Annotated in this window: 16 protein-coding genes and 1 pseudogene; 5 read left to right on the top strand and 12 right to left on the bottom strand. The window is 66.8% G+C overall.

Features of this window, described 5'->3' with window-relative positions:
* Window positions 1-675: 675 nt before the first annotated feature.
* Window positions 676-1,065 carry a hypothetical protein gene (locus tag R2733_23215; protein ID MEZ5379429.1) on the top strand — a complete coding sequence of 130 codons (390 nt, stop codon included), beginning with the start codon at window positions 676-678 and terminating at the stop codon, window positions 1,063-1,065.
* Between the two features lie 114 nt (window positions 1,066-1,179).
* Here R2733_23215 and R2733_23210 read toward each other — a convergent pair whose 3' ends face one another.
* Window positions 1,180-1,380, bottom strand: coding sequence for a hypothetical protein (locus R2733_23210; protein ID MEZ5379428.1), 201 nt, complete (start codon window positions 1,378-1,380; stop codon window positions 1,180-1,182).
* Between the two features lie 23 nt (window positions 1,381-1,403).
* Here R2733_23210 and R2733_23205 point away from each other — a divergent pair, with 23 nt between their 5' ends.
* Both R2733_23205 and R2733_23200 read left to right on the top strand, forming a co-directional pair.
* Window positions 1,404-2,180 (top strand): hypothetical protein, encoded by a 777-nt coding sequence (locus R2733_23205; GenBank protein ID MEZ5379427.1) that lies wholly within the window; start codon window positions 1,404-1,406, stop codon window positions 2,178-2,180.
* Between the two features lie 101 nt (window positions 2,181-2,281).
* Window positions 2,282-3,967, top strand: coding sequence for a chloride channel protein (locus R2733_23200; protein MEZ5379426.1), 1,686 nt, complete (start codon window positions 2,282-2,284; stop codon window positions 3,965-3,967).
* A gap of 98 nt (window positions 3,968-4,065) precedes the next feature.
* On the opposite strand, the gene R2733_23195 is transcribed toward R2733_23200, so the two are convergent.
* From R2733_23195 to pyk, 7 genes and pseudogenes are all read right to left on the bottom strand, one after another.
* On the bottom strand, window positions 4,066-5,001 hold the full coding sequence (locus R2733_23195) for a DUF559 domain-containing protein (protein MEZ5379425.1): 936 nt from the start codon (window positions 4,999-5,001) through the stop codon (window positions 4,066-4,068).
* 130 nt (window positions 5,002-5,131) lie between these two features.
* Window positions 5,132-6,339, bottom strand: a pseudogene (locus R2733_23190) (mandelate racemase/muconate lactonizing enzyme family protein).
* Window positions 6,340-6,797: 458 nt separating this feature from the next.
* Window positions 6,798-7,952: an HRDC domain-containing protein gene (locus R2733_23185; protein ID MEZ5379424.1), complete on the bottom strand. Its 1,155-nt coding sequence runs from the start codon at window positions 7,950-7,952 to the stop codon at window positions 6,798-6,800.
* 11 nt (window positions 7,953-7,963) lie between these two features.
* A complete protein-coding gene (locus R2733_23180) occupies window positions 7,964-8,515 on the bottom strand; it encodes a molybdenum cofactor guanylyltransferase (protein ID MEZ5379423.1) in 552 nt (183 codons plus the stop codon).
* 4 nt (window positions 8,516-8,519) lie between these two features.
* Window positions 8,520-8,957 (bottom strand): DUF3151 domain-containing protein, encoded by a 438-nt coding sequence (locus tag R2733_23175; protein ID MEZ5379422.1) that lies wholly within the window; start codon window positions 8,955-8,957, stop codon window positions 8,520-8,522.
* A 10-nt stretch (window positions 8,958-8,967) separates the two neighbouring features.
* Window positions 8,968-9,942: a patatin-like phospholipase family protein gene (locus R2733_23170; protein ID MEZ5379421.1), complete on the bottom strand. Its 975-nt coding sequence runs from the start codon at window positions 9,940-9,942 to the stop codon at window positions 8,968-8,970.
* Between the two features lie 45 nt (window positions 9,943-9,987).
* Window positions 9,988-11,421, bottom strand: a complete 1,434-nt coding sequence (gene pyk, locus R2733_23165; protein ID MEZ5379420.1) for a pyruvate kinase — start codon at window positions 11,419-11,421, stop codon at window positions 9,988-9,990.
* A 61-nt stretch (window positions 11,422-11,482) separates the two neighbouring features.
* On the opposite strand from pyk, the gene R2733_23160 reads away from it, so the two are divergent.
* Complete coding sequence (locus R2733_23160; GenBank protein MEZ5379419.1) at window positions 11,483-12,079, top strand: histidine phosphatase family protein; 597 nt, start codon at window positions 11,483-11,485, stop codon at window positions 12,077-12,079.
* A 43-nt stretch (window positions 12,080-12,122) separates the two neighbouring features.
* On the opposite strand, the gene R2733_23155 is transcribed toward R2733_23160, so the two are convergent.
* From R2733_23155 to R2733_23140, 4 genes are all read right to left on the bottom strand, one after another.
* Window positions 12,123-13,349, bottom strand: a complete 1,227-nt coding sequence (locus tag R2733_23155) for an acyl-CoA dehydrogenase family protein (protein ID MEZ5379418.1) — start codon at window positions 13,347-13,349, stop codon at window positions 12,123-12,125.
* Between the two features lie 80 nt (window positions 13,350-13,429).
* On the bottom strand, window positions 13,430-13,978 hold the full coding sequence (locus R2733_23150) for a flavin reductase family protein (GenBank protein ID MEZ5379417.1): 549 nt from the start codon (window positions 13,976-13,978) through the stop codon (window positions 13,430-13,432).
* Complete coding sequence (gene ltaE / locus R2733_23145) at window positions 13,975-15,042, bottom strand: low-specificity L-threonine aldolase (protein MEZ5379416.1); 1,068 nt, start codon at window positions 15,040-15,042, stop codon at window positions 13,975-13,977. Before ltaE ends, R2733_23150 begins: the two co-directional genes overlap by 4 nt.
* A gap of 4 nt (window positions 15,043-15,046) precedes the next feature.
* Window positions 15,047-15,856 carry a thioesterase family protein gene (locus tag R2733_23140; protein MEZ5379415.1) on the bottom strand — a complete coding sequence of 270 codons (810 nt, stop codon included), beginning with the start codon at window positions 15,854-15,856 and terminating at the stop codon, window positions 15,047-15,049.
* A 75-nt stretch (window positions 15,857-15,931) separates the two neighbouring features.
* On the opposite strand from R2733_23140, the gene R2733_23135 reads away from it, so the two are divergent.
* Window positions 15,932-17,476: an AMP-binding protein gene (locus tag R2733_23135; protein ID MEZ5379414.1), complete on the top strand. Its 1,545-nt coding sequence runs from the start codon at window positions 15,932-15,934 to the stop codon at window positions 17,474-17,476.
* The last annotated feature ends 722 nt before the right edge of the window (window positions 17,477-18,198 follow it).

Raw genomic sequence — 18,198 nt, 5'->3', positions numbered from 1 at the left:
CCGCAGCCACACCACTCCGCAGTCCCGGGCTTCGCCCATCCGAGCCCCACGCTCGGAGCTGCTCCGTCCCTCCGCAGCCACACCACTCCGCAGTCCCGGGCTTCGCCCATCCGAGCCCCACGCTGGACAGGCGGGCGCTCATGCTGCAAGGATGTCGAAGCAGTCGAATCGACGCCCACGGACGGGCCCACTACCCGTGAAAGTGAGCGACGATGAGCGAACCTGTTCGCCGAGTTCCAAGAACCCGGGGCGCGCTCGAACCGCGCCAACGCATGGTGATCATCGGCGCCACTGGAGCCGACACGACGTGGCGCTCGATTGTCGGTCCGCTCGTCGCCGCAGGGGCGAAGAGCGGACCGAGCACCACGTTTCACTTCGCCATGCTCGACGCCCCAAGGGATGCCCCCGACGCAGTGGTCAGCGCCGACGTCGAGCGACTCGTCCACTCCTACGGCGCCACCGGCGTGGTGGTCTCGCCGGCAATCGCTTCTGGTGCCGATGTCCTGTGGCGCTGCACGACGCGCCGCTTTCTGGACGTTCTGCTGCTCCGCCCATCCATCCGATTCGGAGCCGACGAGGAGCAGGTGCGGAGGTCCGACCCCCCGGATGGTCGGCGCTCGTCGGTGGGCCGAGATCAGGTTTCCGGCCGTCCCAGAACGGGAGCGAACGGCAGAAGTGATCGACCAGATCGCTCACTGGGTCCGACACGTACCGAGAACGTCGTGGTCCGACGAGAAGGCACCGACCCCGAGGAGCGAGCCGCTCCCCATCGCCGCAGGCTTCCAGGCTGCGTTCTGGGTGTGGGATCTGCACCGCACACTGTCGGCAGAGGGCTTCGACGTCGATCGCGACGAACAGATCGGCCTGCAGCATCAGCTTGCGAGCACGGCGAAGCACCTCGAGAAGCTGGCCTTCGACGGTGACCATGATGGCGTTCGCTCGGCGATCAATTCGCTGTTCGGTGCGAACGAGGTACTCGGTGACGAGCACCTCGTTGGCCGAGCGCGCAAGCTGCACGTGTACGCGAACCTGTGCGATCTGGCAGAACTGGCCAGCGGGCTCTGAGAGCGCAGTGCCGCTCCTGCTACGCAGTGCCGCTCCTGCTACGCAGTGCCGCTCCTGCTACGCAGTGCCGCTCCTGCTACGCAGTGCCGCTCCTGCTACGCAGTGCCGCTCCTGCTACGCAGTGTCGAGGGAGCGGATGGCCTTCTCCACGGCCCGGCGGGCGGCGGCGATCGGTTTCTCGACCGGCGGACGCTCGGTCGCCCCGTTGGCGACGGCCTCACGCAGCGCACCGAGTCCGAGCTCACTCAGTTCTTCGCTGATCGAGCGCAACCGCTCGGCGATGTCTGCGAATCGCTCGTCGTACTCACCCGGCATGGCAGGCACGGTACCCTCCCACGGTGGTTCCCCCCAATGACCCCTCGATGCCAGCGACCGCCGGCGACGGCCTGCCACCCGCCGATGCTCACCGTTGGATCTCCCTCCACGACGACCAGGGCGACACCTGGATGTTCGATGTCACCTTCCTGCTGTCGAACTTCCACTGCATCTACGGCCAGGGGTGCCCATCGATCGCCGACGAGCCTGGCGCCCTGCCGGCTGGACGAGCCGAGGCGCTCGGCTGTTGCGTCCACGGTGCGCACTTCTCCGACGATGCCGATCTCGAGAGCACTGCGGCCTACGCGGCGCTGCTGACCGACGATGACTGGCAGTACCGACGCCGCTCGATCCGCAAGGGTGGCGCCTTCAAGCAGAACAAAGAAGGTGCATGGGTCACGCGTAAGGTCGACGGCGCCTGCATCTTCCTCAATCGGGAAGACCATCCCGGCGGACCTGGCTGTGCCTTGCACGCCAAGGCACTCCAGCTCGGTCAGCGGCCGCTCGACTGGAAACCCGACGTGTGCTGGCAGGTGCCGATCCGGCTCGACATCCACACCGACGACTACGGCCACGACACCGTCTTCGTCCGAGCGTGGGAACGTCGGGACTGGGGTGAGGGTGGTTTCGACTTCCACTGGTGGTGCAGCGAGGAGCCCGCTGCGTATCACAACGTCGAGCCGCTGTACGTCACGGCGCAGGACGAGCTGACCGAATTGGTTGGGGCCGCGATCTACGAACGGCTCGCCGTCGAGCTCGATGCGCTGATGCGCGAGACCCCGGTCCGCCTCGGCCGCTAGCGGGGGATTGGTGTCGTCCCGGACGGTCGGTCTGACGACTTCTTGACGCGAATTTTGCGAGAGCCACCTCTTGGCAGTTCCGGTGCGGCATCCTGCGAAGCGTGCTTTCCTTTGTGCAGTCACTGGCGCCCGAGGCCAAGCATTCGCGCCTTCTCGGCGCTTCCGTACTGCTCGGCGTCACTGTGGGCGTCGTCGTCTCACTCTTCGAGTACATCACGGTCGCCGGTGTGCTCGAGCGCATCACGCACCAGGGTCTGCTGGTCCAGACGCTCGCTCCCCTGGTCGGCCTGGCGCTGACGGCGATCATCCTCGCCAAGCTCGGCAACAACGCCACCAACTCCACGTCCGACGAGTACATCGCCGCCTACCACATGCGGCATCCCACCCTCCCTCCGGCGAAGCTGCCCGCCCGGTTGCTGGCCGGCGTCACCACCATCGGGTTCGGTGGCGCACTCGGGCTCGAAGGCCCCTCGATCTACACCGGCTCGGTCTTCGGTCTCGAGACGGCGAAGCGCCTCGACCGATGGCTTGGGCGAGGTTCGGCCAAGCTGCTGCTGACCGCCGGCGCTGCGGCCGGTGTCGCCGCTGTGTTCCAGGCCCCTGCCACCGGGGTGCTCTTCGCGCTCGAGGCGCCCTATCGCGACGACCTCGCTCACCGCGCCCTGCTGCCGTCGCTGGTCGCCTCGGCGTCGGCGTACCTGACGTTCATCTCGATGCCGCTCAACCATCCCGAGCCCCTCCTCGGTCAGGTCTTCGGGCGGCCGCTCCAGGCCAGTGACCTCGTCGCTGCGCTGGCGATCGGGCTCGGCGCCGGGCTGGGCGGTCGGATGTACGCAGCGCTGGTGCGGCGCACCAAGCAGCTGTCGAAGCAGACCTCGCCGGCTGTCCGGGTCGTGGTGGGTGGTACCGCACTCAGCTTGCTGGCGCTGCTGTCCGTGCAACTCTTCGACCAGCCGCTCACGCTCGGCCCGGGTGTCAGCGTGGTCGAATGGCTCGCCGAGGACCAGACGCTGCAGGCGGTGGCGATCATCTTCGTGCTCCGCATCGCGGCGACCATGACCACGATCCTCGGTGGCGGTACCGGCGGCCTCTTCATCCCATTGGCCGTGCAGGGCGTCTTGCTCGGCAAGCTCGTCGGACTCGGGCTCTCCGACCTCGGTGTCGACCCCAACGGGTCGGCGCTGTTGCCGGTACTCGGTCTCGCCGCCTTCCTCGCCGCCGGCTATCGCACCCCGATCGCTGCGGTGATGTTCGTCGCCGAGTCGACGGCCAACTCGGGTTCGGCCGTCGTGCCGGCGCTGATCGCCGCCGCAGTCTCGCAGCTCGTCGCCGGTCCGCATTCGGTGAGCGCCGGTCAGCGAGTCGAACGTCTCGGACACCTCGAGGAACGGCTGACCATGCCGCTCGCCGCGGCGCTCACGACCGACGTGCTGACCGTGCCACCCGACGCCACGGTGTCGGAGTTCGTCTGGATCCACGCGCTCGGTCGGCGCGAGCGAGTGGTGCCCGTCGTCGATGGCAACACCTACCTCGGGTTGTGCTCGGTCGAGAGCTGCGCCCAGATCGAGCGTGACGACTGGGAGACCACCACCGTCGCCGAAGTACTCGAAGCCACCGACCACACCGCCAACCCTGGCTGGTCACTCCGTGACGTCGTGACCGCCATGGAGGCCAACCATTCCACCGTGATGGCTGTCACCGACGGTGAGCGCAACTTCATCGGTGTTGTTCTCGAATCCGAGATCGTGAAGCTCGGCGAAATCCTCGACGAGACCGGCAACCTCTGACCAACCCACCCCACCGCACTCGATCCCACCCACAGCAACTTTGGAGAGTTGATGCCGCTCACAGGTGTCAATCCCCCAAAGTTGCGGCGAATGCGGGGTCAGGCGGCGGGAGATTGCCGGCGAGCGGTCACGAGCGCTCGGATCTCGGCGGCAACGGCGGCCGGTCGTTGCTTGAGCTCGTGCCAGGTGAAGCGCAGGACGATCCAGCCGTGCTGTTGGGCAAGGCGATCCCGCCGTCGATCCTCGGCCATTGCCTGGGTGGTGGCGTGCCACCGCCGCGAGTCGGCTTCGAGGATGATGCGAGCTTCGAGGTGGGCGAAGTCGACCACGCCGCGGACGCCGTCGTACCACGGTGGCTGGAACTGCTGGATGAATCCCCGAATCGCGAAACGCTCGAGCACACCCTGCAGCAACTTCTCGAGCGCGGAGGCATCGGGGCCATCTTCTTCGAGGAGCGCATCGACGAACACGTTCAGCGAGGCGCTTCCACCTCGACCACGGCGAACGAAGGCGGATCGGCAGGCGGCGAGATCCTCGACGGTACAGGTGCCATCGAGGATCGCCCGCTCGGCGACGAAGCGAAAGTGCGCTGGCCGCAGGACGGCGGCCAAGTCGCAGAGCGTTCGCTCCGCCGTGGTCACCCGAAGTCCGTTGACGTCGGCGACGTCGACCGCCGGCAGGTGGCCGGTGCGGTGGATCTTGACGGCGGCAATCGTTGGACGGTGTGCGCCGAGTGGTGCCGCAAGGTCGATCTGCGGCGACCGAGGGAGGGCGAGCGAGTGCAGCTGTGCAGCGGTCCGCCGACTGAGTGCGCTGCCACGAACGAGCAGCGTTGGGAGGGCGAGCTCGGTCAGCGGTCCAGCAAGCGCAGGGACGAGGTAGATGCCTCGTTGCACGACCGCCAGCGACCTCCGTTCGACTCGTCGCTGGATGGCACTGGAGCGGAGGCCGATGGTGATCAGGTCGCTTCTCGTACACAGCCCGTGTTGGCGTGAGGCGATCTCCAACAGAAGGTCATCTACTCTTGCTTGCATTCGTATACGTTTACACGCGTTCGAGCGACAGGCAACCCCTCACGCAACTTTGGAGAGTTGACACCCCTGAGCGGCATCAACTCTCCAAAGTTGCGATGGGTTTTGGCTGGGGGCTGGGAGGGTCAGTGGGTCAGTCGAGTTCGGACGTGAGTTTCGTGTTGGCGGAGTCGACGACCGACTGGGTCATCTCGAGGTGGAGCCGTCCGCCGCTCGAGTAGGGATGGGCGAGCACGGTGTCGAGGTCCAACTCCACCCCGAGGCCCGGTGCTGTTGGGGCGAGCAGGTAGCCGGCGTCCCACTTGAGCGGCCGACGGACAACGGCGTCGTGGAACGAGGTCTGGATCGTCTCGAGGATCAAGAAGTTGGGGCTGGCGAAGGCCACGTGGGCAGCAGCGGCATGAGCGATGGGTCCACAGTAGATATGCGGTGCGAGTTGGGCGTTGAACAGTTCGGCCAGGATGGCGATCTTGCGCATCTCCCAGATGCCCCCGGCTCGACCCACGTTGGGCTGGACGATCGAGACTCCCTGCTGGAGCAGCTGATGGAACTCGGTCCGCGTGGTGAGCCGCTCCCCGCGGCGACAGGGATGGAGGTCGCTGCCGCCACGCGCCCCATTGCTGCCATCTGATCGGGCGGACACGGTTCTTCGAACCACAGCGGGTCGAACCGTTCGAGCCGGCGGGCGAGGCGGATGGCCGACGACGTGGTCATCTGCCCGTGAGTTCCGAAGAGCAGATCGGCCCGGTCGCCGACCGCCTCCCGAAGCGCCGCAACGTTCGCCTCGCTCCGCGCCAACTCGGTGAGTGAAAGTTCTCGGCCGCCCTGGAAGCTGTACGGACCGGTGGGATCCTGCTTGATGGCGGTGAAGCCGAGCTCGAGGTAGTCGAGGGCACGGGCAGCTGCGGCGTCGGGGTCGTGGTACACGTCGGCGCCGTCGGGACCGGGATAGAGGTAGGTGTAGGTCCGGAGCCGATCGTGGAAACGCCCACCGATCAATTGGTGCACGGGCTCTCCGGCAGCCTTGCCGAGGATGTCCCAGACGGCCATCTCGATGCCCGAGAAGACCGCCATCATCGTGGGGTCCGGCCGCTGGGTGAACCCGGCGGAATACACCCGACGGAACATCGTCTCGACCCGATGGGGATCCTCGCCGGCGATGAACCGGTCGAAGGTGTCGACCACCATCGCCGCAGCGATGTCCCCGGAGACCGGGATGCCATAGCACTCGCCGACGCCCGTCAGACCATCATCGGTCTGCAGCTCGAGCAGGACCCAGTAGGACCCACCAATGCCCGTCGGTGGCACGGTGACGTACGTGGTGATCGATTCGAGCTTCATCGGGCAACCTCGGCGTGGCGGTGCGGTGGGTGGATGATCAAAGCGGATGGTCAAAACGCCGACTGCCCGGCGCCGAGGCACCGGGCAGTCGTTCGGTCGGGCGACGATGGCTCAGTCGTCGTAGTAGTCGTCGTCATCGTCCTCTTCGCCGACTCGGCTGGCTGCCGAGGTGACGGGGAGGTCCCAGGGATCGTCTTCGAGCCGATCCATCAAGGATTCAATGTCGTCAGCGGGGTTCGAGCGCTTCAGGGCCCGAGCCTCTTCGTATCTGCGATGACGCCCTTTTTTCACGGGCCACGCTCCTGAATCGCGATGCAGTAGTGCCACCTGGTCCGGCGGCAGGTCAAAGCTGAAGTGTAGGGGCAATGACCTCACATGAGCGAGTCATACCAAGAACTCGCCCCAGTTCGCCTCTGCAACCTCAATCGCGCTGGTTTCGCACCGCCGCCACGTCGCCTCTAGTGGAGCGGCTGGTGGCTCCTCGCCTCGAGGGTGAGTCGCCCGTCACCGATGAAGGCGAGTGCGGCATCACCCCGTGCCAATTGTCGGATCGGCTCGCCGACCATGGCGGCACGCCAGCCTTCGTGGAGCCGGCTGGCCGGATTGTCGGCCAACAAGCCCTCGACATCGGACCGGGTGGCCAAGAGCGCCGGATCGAGTTGGTGGTCTCGAGCCAGCTGCGAGATCCAGGCCGTGACCAGCGTGACGACGGGACGAAGGTCTTTCGACAAGCTGGGCTCGCGGACCTTGGGAGCGTCGTCGGTGGCCCGGAGACCTTCGCCGACCGCCGCCAGGAGCTCGTCGGCGGCGCCGGCTCGGAGGTGACGACCGTCGAGGCCCCGAATCCGTTCGAGGTCGCGCACCGACTTGGGAGTCTGCTGGGCGATGCCGACGACGGCGATGTCAGGAAGGATTTGGCGCACCGGTACGTTCGCCTCGGCTGCCCGGTTCTCACGCCACGCAGCGATCGCCTTGGCGACCCGGGCGGTCTTGCCCTTGAGCGAACGGGCCTCTTTGATGCGATGCACGGCGTCCTCGGGTGCCCGGCGGCCCCGAGGCTTGGTGCGGACCAGCTCACACTCCGATAGCGCCCATTCGAGCCGCCCGAGATCGGCGAGCCGGCCCTCCAGCAGTCCGGCGAGGTCGAGCAGGTTATCGACATCGCCCGCGGCGTAGGCGAGCTGGTCGTTGGTGAGGGGTCGCTGGAGCCAGTCGGTGAGGCGGTCGCCCTTCGCGAGCTGCACGCCGAGGTAGATGTCGAGCAGCGACGCGAGCGAGCCCGTGGCGATCCCGAGGAAGCCGGCGGCGACCTGGGTGTCGAACAACGTGGTCGGAACGGTCCCGCAGGCCAGGTCGAGCACTTCGAGGTCCTGGGTGCCGGCATGCATCACACAGACGCTGTCGGAGTCGAGGAGTTCGGCCATCGGGCCGAGATCGACGGCGAGCGGGTCGATGAGTGCGACCTGATCGGCCCAAGCCAACTGCACCAGCGCCACCTGCGGGAAGTAGGTCTTCTCGCGGTGGAACTCGGTGTCGATGGCGTACCGGTCGTGGGCGGCCGCCTGCTCGAGGACGGCGTGGAAGGCGACTTCGTCGGTGATCAGTTCCGGCACGAAGAGTGATCTTAATCGGGCGGAGCGCCCGAACCCCGGTGCAGGTCGGCACGGGTGTCGGCATCGACCACGGCCTCCGGGCGTAGCTCGACGCCTCGCCACGACACCACGTCGAGCGCGTGGCGCAAGGCTCGCTCCCCCTTCTCGACCGACTGCCAGAGCGCCCGACCGGCCGAACCAGGCCAGATACCTACCGAGTGGTGGGGCCGGCCGTCGACCGTGGCCACGATGGCGACATCTGGTGCAATCCCCGGCTCGGCGGCTGCGTCGAGCAACGTGGCGAGGTCGTCGGAGCGAAGATTCGGCAGGTCGCAGGGAACGACCAGCACCCGCTCGGGCCCGGCCCACAACAGCGCCGTCGCCAGCCCGGCGAGCGGTCCCTCACCAGGGCGCCGGTCAGGAATGGTGATGAGCCCGAGCGCCGGTCCCGCTGTGCCGCCGACCAGCACGACCGGGTCGCAGTCGGCCGACCGGAGTGCGTCGCGCACCGAGGGGCCGATCACGAGGGCCTTGTCCGCTCCGAACCGAGTACTGGCGCCCCCGGCCAGGATGGCGGCGATCACCGGGTCAGCCGAGGAAGGAGTCGGACCAGGTGGGGTCGAGTTGGCGAAGGAAGATTTCGCAGCGCTCGAACTCGTCGTGCTCACCGATGCGTCCGGCAACGCGGGCCAGCCCCGCAAGGGCACGGAGGAAACCACGATTGGTGGGGTGTTCCCAGCGGACGAACCCCGAGCCCCGCCAACCGTTCTGCCGCAAGGTGTCGAGGCCCCGGTGGTAGCCCACTCGGAAGGCGGCGTATTGCTCGATGTCGTCGCGCCCCAGTTCACCGAGGTGGGCCCACCCGAGCAGCGATCGTGGAGCCGAGGCGACGATGTCGGCGAGCGCAGCTCGCTGCTCGTCGTCGGGGAGCCGCAGGGCAGCTTCGATCGCCGACACGATGGCCGGATCCTCGGCGGGCAGGATCGTCTCTGGAGGTCCGGTACCGGACAGGCGGATGTCGCTCATGGCGGCGAACCTATCCGAGCGTGAGCCCGTCGGAGCCATCAGGCTCGCGTTCGTCGTCGTCACGGCCCCGCCCGCTCCACAACTCGACCGGCTCGACCGTCTCGCCGGTCCGTAGGAAGTGCAAACTCGCGTCGTACGACAACGACATCAGCTCACGTCCCTTGGAGAAGTCGTCGAATCGGAGCCGGGGCTTCACACCGGTGGGGAGCACGATGAGCTCGCATTCACCTGCCACTTCGTCGAGATCGTCGAGCATCCGGCGATAGCGAAGCGTCCAATAGGCATGGATGGCCGCATCGAACGGTCGCTTGGCCTCGAACCGCCGCCCGCCGAGGTGCCCCGGGTGGAAGAAGTAGATATCGGTGGCGCCCATCTCGAGCGCCTTCGCAACTGGTGCCTCGCGCACCACACCGCCGTCGATGTAGCGCCGTCCATCGATCTCGACCGGCGGGAACACCGCCGGGAGCGCGGAGGAGGCGAGCAGCGCGGGGATCAGCGGTCCCGCTTCGAACCAGTGCTCGTCGGAGGTCTCGAGATCGGTGGCGACACAGGCGAACGGCATCTGCAGCTCTTCGACCGTGTCGCACAACAATTCCTCATTGAGCAGCTGATGCAGTGGCGCCGGGTCGTGCAGTGCCTGTCCCTTGCGCGCCATCTCGACGGCGACCGGGAGGAACGAGTGGGGCATGATCTCGGGCCGGCCATCGGCCATGCGGCCCCACATTCGCTCCAACCGCTTGAGCCCGTGCCTGCCGGGTTCGGCCGCCAAGGCTGCTGCATTGATGGCACCGACAGAACTCCCGACCACGAGATCGGGCTCGATGCCTTCGTCGAGGAGGGCCTTGACCATGCCGACCTGCACGGCACCCAGGTTGCCGCCACCGGAGAAGACGAAGGCAACTCGCCGGCGGCGCAAGCCGCGCATCGAGTTGCGCAGCGCCAGCGCTTCCTCGCGCAACGATCGGGCCTCGTCCTTCACCGACATGTCACGATTCAACCACGTCGTGGCCCCATGAGGAGAGCAGAAGGGTCAGGGGCAGCGCACCATGCGCAGCGTGTCGGTGGCGCCGATGGTGGCGGTGCTCCCGCCGAGAACGGCGACGATGTCGCCGGTCCGCACATGGCCCAACTCCTTCGCCTTCGCCATTGCACTCAACACGGTGGAGTCGTTGTCATCGATGCGATCGATCAGGATCGGCTCGGCGCCCCAGCTCATCGACAGCTGTCGGAGCGTGCGCTCCTCGGGGCTGAAGCCAAGGATGCGGGCCTTCGGTCGGAATCGGGCGATCGCCCGGACCGTGAAGCCTGACCGGGAGATGCAGATGATGTTCTTGACGCCCATTTCCGACGCGGCGCGCCACGTGGCCATGGTCATGACATCGGTGACGGCGGCATCGAGACTCTGCGGTTCTGAGAGCCGGTCGCGGCGAATGGTGTGGGCCCAGCCGTCGTAGTTGAACTCCTGGTCGGCCCGAGTGGCAATGGCCGCCATCGTGGCCACCACGTGGGCCGGGTCGCTGCCGACGGCGGTTTCACCCGAGAGCATCACCGCCGACGTGCCGTCGAACACCGCATTGGCGACATCGGATGCCTCGGCGCGAGTGGGTGATGGTGCCGTGATCATCGATTCGAGCATCTGGGTGGCGGTGATGGCGGGACGGCCGAGTGCGATGCAGCGGGCGATGATGTCCTTCTGCAGATGCGGCAGTTCCTGGATGCTGCACTCGGAGCCGAGATCGCCACGAGCGACCATGACCGCACCCGAGGCGGTGATGATGCCGTCGAGGTTCTCGACCGCCGCACGAGTTTCGATCTTGGCGACGACAAGGGGGCCGCGCGGCGCCGGTTCGAGGCCGACACGTCGCACGTCGTGGGCCGAGCGCACGAAGGAGAGGGCAACCATGTCGGTGCCGACCTCGACGAAGGCGTCGAGCAGGCGCAGGTCTTCGTCGGTGGGGGTCGTGATCTTGAGGCGGTCGGATGGGATGTGCAGCCCGGGGCGGCCCTGGGTCCGTCCGCCGTAGAGCACCTTGGCTCGGAGTACGTCGTTGCCGTAGCCGATGATCTGCAGCACGATCGATCCATCGCCGATGGCGAGACGGTCACCGGTCTGTAGGTCGGAGAGCAGGGTGGCGTAGTCGACGGTGAACAGCTGCTTCGTGCTGACATCGTCGGCCGTGCCGGGCGTGAGGTCGATTTCGTCACCTTCGGCCAACTCGATCGGATCGGCGAGCTTGCCGATACGGACCTTCGGACCGGGGAGGTCAACGAGGATGCCGACATGTTTGCCGACGGTGGCCGACGCCGAACGGACCCGGTTGAACCGAGCGGTCGAGTCGTCGAGGGTGCCATGTGACAGGTTGAGACGGGCGACGTCCATGCCCGCCTCGATCATGTCGACCATGACCGCTTCGTCGTCGGAGGCCGGCCCGATGGTTGCGATGATCTTTGTACGTCGATGCACGTCGACGATGCTAGTCAGCGGATTTCCCGATGGGTTGCTCCTCGTCTAGGGTCCGCCGACTATGGAGTTGATCCTCATCCGCCACGCCCGACCCGAACGAGTCGAAGGTGCAGCTGGTGGGGCTGATCCGGGCCTCACCAAAGCCGGGGTGCACCAGGCGGAAGCGATGGCCGAATGGATGAGCATCGAGGTCCTGGACGCCCTCTACGTGAGTCCGATGGCGCGGGCACGCGAAACGTCACGTCCGCTCGAGTCGGTGCTCGGCATGGACGCAACGGTCGTGCCCGAGGTCCGCGAGTTCGATGCCGAGGACCCCTCCTACATCCCGCTCGAAGACCTCCGCGCCGACAAGGAACAGTGGAAGAGCTACGTCGCATCGGAGGGCGTCAGCGACCGCTCCGAGTTCTTCGATGCTGTCAACCGGTCGCTCACCGAGATCGTGGCCCGCCACCGGGGTGAGCGAGTGGTGGTCGTATGCCACGGCGGCGTCATCAACGCCTACGCCTCGTCGGTGCTCGGCCTGCCGCCCCGACTGTTCTTCAATCCCGACTACACCAGCATCAACCGCTTCATGATCGCCTCGAGCGGTGATCGATCGGTGCGCAGTCTCAACGACATCGGCCACCTCCGACCGCATCCACACCTGATCCTGCGGTGAGGCGGCCTCGGGGTCAGTGCCCCGAGACCGCTCACACGGTGCGTCAGCTACGTGGGACCTGGCTCCACGCCAGATCTTTGTCGACCCGGATGTCACCGGGAAGACCCAGCACCCGTTCGCCGAGGATGTTCTTCATGACCTCGGTCGTGCCGCCCTCGATCGAGTTCGCCCGGCTACGCAGGAACGCCTGCTGCGGCGAGCTGAACGCAGCCGAGGTGACCGGCTGCTCGTCGCCGTGGTCGTACTGGCCGAAGAGCATGCCGTCGGGGCCGAGCGCCTCGAGCGTGAACTCGTAGATGGCCTGGTTGAGGAGTGCCGCCTCGAGCTTGCCGACCGAACCCTCGGGACCCGGCGTTCCGGTCTTGCGGTTCGACGATGCACGGGCGTTGGTGAGGCGGTGGACTTCCGCTCGCACCCACAGCTCCATGAGACGAGCCCGCTTGTTCACGTGGTCGATCTCGGAGTAGCGGTCGCGGTTGTCCTTGTAGGCCCGGACGGCGACGCTGATGGTGCCGCTCCCCTTCTCGGGCACGGTGCCACCGATCGACACCCGCTCGTTCATGAGCGTGGTGATCGCCACTCGCCAGCCGTCGCCAACCTCGCCGAGTCGTTCGTTGTCGGGGATGCGAGCGTCCGTGAAGTAGACCTCGTTGAACTCGGCTTCGCCGGTGATCTGACGCAGGGGCCGCACCTCGACCTCGGGGGCGCTCATGTCGACCACGAAGTAGGTGAGGCCCTTGTGCTTGGGCTGATCGGGATCGGTTCGGGCGACCAGCATGCCCCAGCGAGCACGGTGGGCGAGCGAGGTCCAGACCTTCTGGCCATTGACGACCCACTCGTCGCCGTCCTTGACCGCCCGACTCGACAAGCCGGCGACATCGGATCCGGCATCGGGCTCGGAGAACAGCTGGCACCAGACCTCTTCACCGGTGAAGAGTGGGCGCAGGTAGCGGTCCTTCTGGTCATCGCTGCCGTGCGCAACGATGGTGGGTGCACCCATGCCGTACCCGATCGGGTTGCGGTAGTAGGGCGACGTGGCGCCCGCTGCGGCCAGCCGGTTGTTGATCGTGATCTGGAGCTTCGGACCGAGACCGAGGCCGCCCCGGCCTTCGGGGAAGTGTACCCAGGCCAGGCCGAGATCGAATTGGTGACCGAGGAACTCGGTGACGTCGGTGGTCTTCGGGTCTTTCTCGGCCAGCAGCTGATCGATGAGCGCATTCACGCGTGCTTCGTCGGCGCTGACCTCGGTGGGATTGTCGAGAGCAGTCATGGCGCGCATCGTAGATCGCGGCACCGATTCTTGACCATTCGGTCAAGCCGGGCTCGGCGCTGGTCGAGCGTTCGTTGCCGTCAGTCGTCGAGTTCGGCCACGCGTTCGAGCAGCTGGTCACGGATCGACACGCCCTTCTCCCGGGCGTTCTCACCGGTCGTCCGCCATCCATGCCGGGCCGAGTAGAGCAGCGGTGGCTCCGACAAGCGGCCCTCGACGGTCTTGACCACGTTGGCCAGGAACAGGTCGTGGTCGAAGCGCTCGATCCGGTCGAACACCTCGCAGGTGAGGTAGGCGATGGCGTCGGGCACGATCGGCAGGCCGTCGTCGTCGAGCGTGAGGAGTTCGTCGGCGACGTACTTGAACTTGCGACCGGGATACGAGAAGTACTGGCCGGCCATGACCTGATCGGCAGCGAGGATCGAGACGGTGAAGCGGCCCGACGCGACCATCAGCGGATAGGTGTCGTGCTTGGGACTGACCGAGGCCATCACGATCGGTTCTTCGAACGAGATCTGGCTGACCCAGTGTGAGGTGTAGGCCCGGTGGACGCCGTCGTGGCTCGCGCCGACGACTTGCACGCCCTTGATCATCTGGCCGAGGGAGCGCTTCGTGGTGGGGTCGATCATCGTGCACCTCCAGAAGTAGCGGTACGCCAGCTGCTGATGACGTCGATGACCTTGGCGATGTCGTCGTCGTCGACGTCGAGGTGGGTGACCATCCGCAGATTCCGGCCGTATGCCACGAGGAGCTTGATGCCGTGCTCGCCAGCGTGGCGGACCAGATCGTTCGGGTCGCCGTCGACGTCGACGAACACCATGTTGGTCTGTACAGCGTCGAGGTCGACTCGAATGCCGTCGATCGCTGCGAGTCCTTCGGCCAACCTGCGAGCCCGCCGATGGTCGTCGGCCATTCGCTCGACGTTGTGCTGCAGGGCGTAGAGACCGGCGCCGCCGATGACGCCGGCCTGACGCAAACCACCGCCCACCATCTTGCGAGTGCGTCGGGCTTTGGCGACCAACGCCTCGGAGCCGACGAGCAGCGAGCCCACAGGGCAACCGAGTCCCTTCGACAGACAGATCGACACCGAATCGTACGGTTCGGCGACCTCGGCCGGAGTGGAACCGAGTGCGACCACGGCGTGAAAGAAGCGGGCGCCGTCGAGGTGGAATCCGAGCCTGTGCTCGCGTGCCAGTTCCCCGGCACGCTGTTGGTAGTCGAGCGACAACACCCGTCCGTTCCAGGTGTTCTCGAGCGCCAGCAGCCGAGACATGGCGTAGTGCGGATTGGCGTGGGGCTTGATGTTGGCCCGCACCTCGTCGAGGTCGAGGGTGCCGTCGGGCTGGTTGGTGATGGGCTGGGGCTGGACGCTCCCGAGCACCGCCGCTCCCCCGCCCTCCATCCGATAGGTGTGTGCGTGTTGGCCGACGAGGTACTCGTCGCCCCGGCCACAGTGAGCGAGGATGCCGATGAGGTTCGACTGCGTGCCCGAGCTGGCGAAGACGGCGGCCTCCTTCCCGAGCAGGTCGGCGGCGAACGCCTCGAGTTCGTTGATCGTCGGGTCATCGCCCATCACGTCGTCTCCGAGCGGAGACGACCGCATGGCATCCCACATCGCGTCGGTGGGTTGGGTGACGGTGTCGGAGCGCAGATCGACGACGACCGCGCGGTCAGGACCGGAAAGCGATGGCATTCGCTCAGTCTGCCCCGAGAACCCCGAGCAACGATTGCAGCCCGGTGCCGACCGGCCCGTGCTCGTCGGACAAGATCGTCGTACACAAGCCGACACCGTCGGGTCCGATGCGGGTGGTCGACTGCAGGCGAATCCAGTCGCCGATGGGCTCGCGGTGGACCGCCACGGTGATGTCGGCGTTGATGAGACCCACACCGGCGCTGAAGTCGAAGATCGACGAGATGCCCGACCCGAAGTCGGCGACGGCCAGCAGTCGGCACAACGGCGAGGTGTGCTCGCCTTCGACGAGCGGACCACGGAGGCGGATCCACTGGTCAGCCGGGCCTGGAGCGCCGAAGCCCCCGCTGACCGGCCGGTGCTCCACCGCGTCCTTGTGGTAGCCAATCGTTTCGGCGCCAGTCGCCCAGTCGGGTGCCGGGACGGCGGCCTCGGGTCCGATCAGCGCCTCGGCCTCATCGGCCGCATAGCCGGGGTCCGGCATCGCTGTCGTTGCGAGCAACAGGCCACGTGCCGTCGCGACGACCTGGCCGTCGCGCTCGCCGCCGTCGGCCACTTCGATCCGGGCTTCGACGTGGGCGACACGGCGTGAAACGCCAACGCGCTCGGCCACTACGCGAAGCGGCACGAGCGGGACGGGACGCACCAACTCGATCGCCACCCGAGCGATCCGCTCACCTGGCTCCACGACGGCCTCGATCGAGCGGCCGAGGATGGCCGACGGCGGGCCGCCATGCTGGGCGTCCGCTCGCCACGGACCCCCCGTGTAGGGCGTGGGCAAGAGTCGGTCACCGTCGGGCACGAACAATGCAGTCACCGGCGCATGGTGACACTCGTTCCCGCACGTCACCACATTCGCTCCGCCCGAAGCCTCCCTGCTACCTTCCCGGCCATGTATCCCGGTGCCCATGCCCAGACCACCCCCGACAAGCCCGCCATCATCATGGCCGCCACGGGGGACACCATCACCTACGCCCAGCTCGACGCCGAAGCCAACCGCCTCGCCCAGCTGTTCCACTCCCTCGGCCTGAAGCCGGGCGACCACGTCGCCTTCTGCATGGAGAACCATCCTCGGTTCCTGCCGATCGCCTGGGGCGCGCACTATGCCGGGCTGATCTACACGGCGATGAGCTCGCGTCTCACCACCGAGGAGATGGTCTACATCATCAACAACTGCGAGGCGAAGGTCTTCATCACCTCGCTCTACAAGCAGGAGCAGGCCGCGGCGTTGATCGGGGCGACCCCGGGGGTCACCACTCGACTCATGCTCGACGGCACCATCGACGGCTATGACAGCTACGAAGACGCCGTTGCCACACAGCCCGCCGAGCCCCTCCCCGACCGAATCGCCGGCGCCGACATGCTCTACAGCTCGGGCACCACTGGTCAGCCGAAGGGTGTAGTGCCGGCGCGGACCACCGAACCGCTCGAGTCGGCGGCCCACAGCGTGGCCGGCATGCTCGGCTTGATCTTCGGCATGACCGCCGACTCGGTCTACCTGTCGCCTGCTCCGCTGTATCACGCCGCCCCATTGCGGTTCTGCATGGGCAGCCACGTCAACGGGGCCACCGTCGTGGTCATGGACCGCTTCGACCCCGAGCTCTACCTGGCGAACATCGAGAAGTACTCGATCACCCACACGCAGGTGGTCCCGACCATGTTCGTCCGCATGCTCAAGCTCGACGAGTCAGTCCGGGCCAAGTACGACGTGTCGAGCCTGCAGATGTGCGTGCACGCTGCGGCTCCGTGCCCCGTTGCGGTCAAGGAGCAGATGATCGAATGGTGGGGTCCCGTCATTCACGAGTACTACGCCGGCACCGAGGGGAACGGGTTCGTCTACTGCAACTCCGAGATGTGGCTCGGCCACAAGGGCACCGTCGGCACGCCCATCAACTGCACGGTGCACATTGTCGGCGAAGACGGTGAAGAGGTGCCTGTGGGCGAGGAAGGCACCATCTACTTCGAGGGTGGCGCCAGCTTCGAGTACCACGGCGACGAGGCGAAGACCCAGAGCTCGCGCAACGACAAGGGCTGGAGCACGCTCGGCGACGTCGGCAAGCTCGACGCCGACAACTTCTTGTACCTGACCGACCGCAAGGCCTACATGATCATCTCGGGCGGGGTGAACATCTATCCGCAGGAGGCCGAGAACATCCTCACCATGCATCCTGCGGTGTTCGACGTCGCCGTGATCGGCGTGCCCAACGCCGACTTCGGCGAAGAGGTGAAGGCGATCGTGCAGCCCGCCGAAGGTTTCGAGGGATCTCCCGAACTCGCCGCCGAACTCGTCGCCTACTGCCGCCAGCACCTCGCCGACGTCAAGTGCCCCCGCACCGTCGACTTCCGAGACGAGTTGCCTCGTCACCCGACCGGCAAGCTCTACAAGCGCATCCTCAAGGACGAGTACTGGGCCGGCCACGACAGCCGCATCATTTAGTCATGCCTGCGACTCGTGCCTGCGGCAGGCGTAGTGCCTTCGGCAGTCATCTTGCCTGCGGCAACCGTTGTGCCTGCGGCAGTCAAGGGCTTGGGCTCGGCTCCGCCGAGGCTCATCCTGGTTCCGTCAAAGCTCGTGCCTGCGGCAACCAAGGGCCAGGGCTCGGCTCCGCCGAGGCTCATCCTGGTTCCGTCAAAGCTCGTGCCTGCGGCAACCAGGGCTTGGGCTCGGCTCCGCCGAGGCTCATCCTGGTTCCGTCAAAGCTCGTGCCTGCGGCAACCAGGGGCTTGGGCTCGGCTCCGCCGAGGCTCATCCTGGTTCCGTCAAAGCTCGTGCCTGCGGCAACCAAGGGCTCGGCTCCGCCGGGCTCATCCTGGTTCCGTCAAAGCTCGTGCCTGCGGCAACCAAGGGCCAGGGCTCGGCTCCGCCGAGGCTCATCCTGGTTCCGTCAAAGCTCGTGCCTGCGGCAACCAAGGGCCAGGGCTCGGCTCCGCCGAGGCTCATCCTGGTTCCGTCAAAGCGTTCACCTCGCTTCGCTCGGGCTTCGACGGGCCTGCGGCGCCTGCCGCTCGGTTGCTCGACACCGCTCGGGCTTTGACGGGCCTGCGGCGCCTGCCGCTCGGTTGCTCGACACCGCTCGGGCTTTGACGGGCCTGCGGCGCCTGCCGCTCGAATAGTGGCACTGCGGCATCGCTCGGGCTTTGACGGGCCTGCGGCGCCTG

The organism is Acidimicrobiales bacterium (assembly GCA_041394265.1).
Lineage (GTDB): Bacteria > Actinomycetota > Acidimicrobiia > Acidimicrobiales > SZUA-35 > JBBQUN01.
Note: the sequence above shows the minus strand (reverse complement) of the source record. Positions and strands in the feature narration are given on the sequence as shown.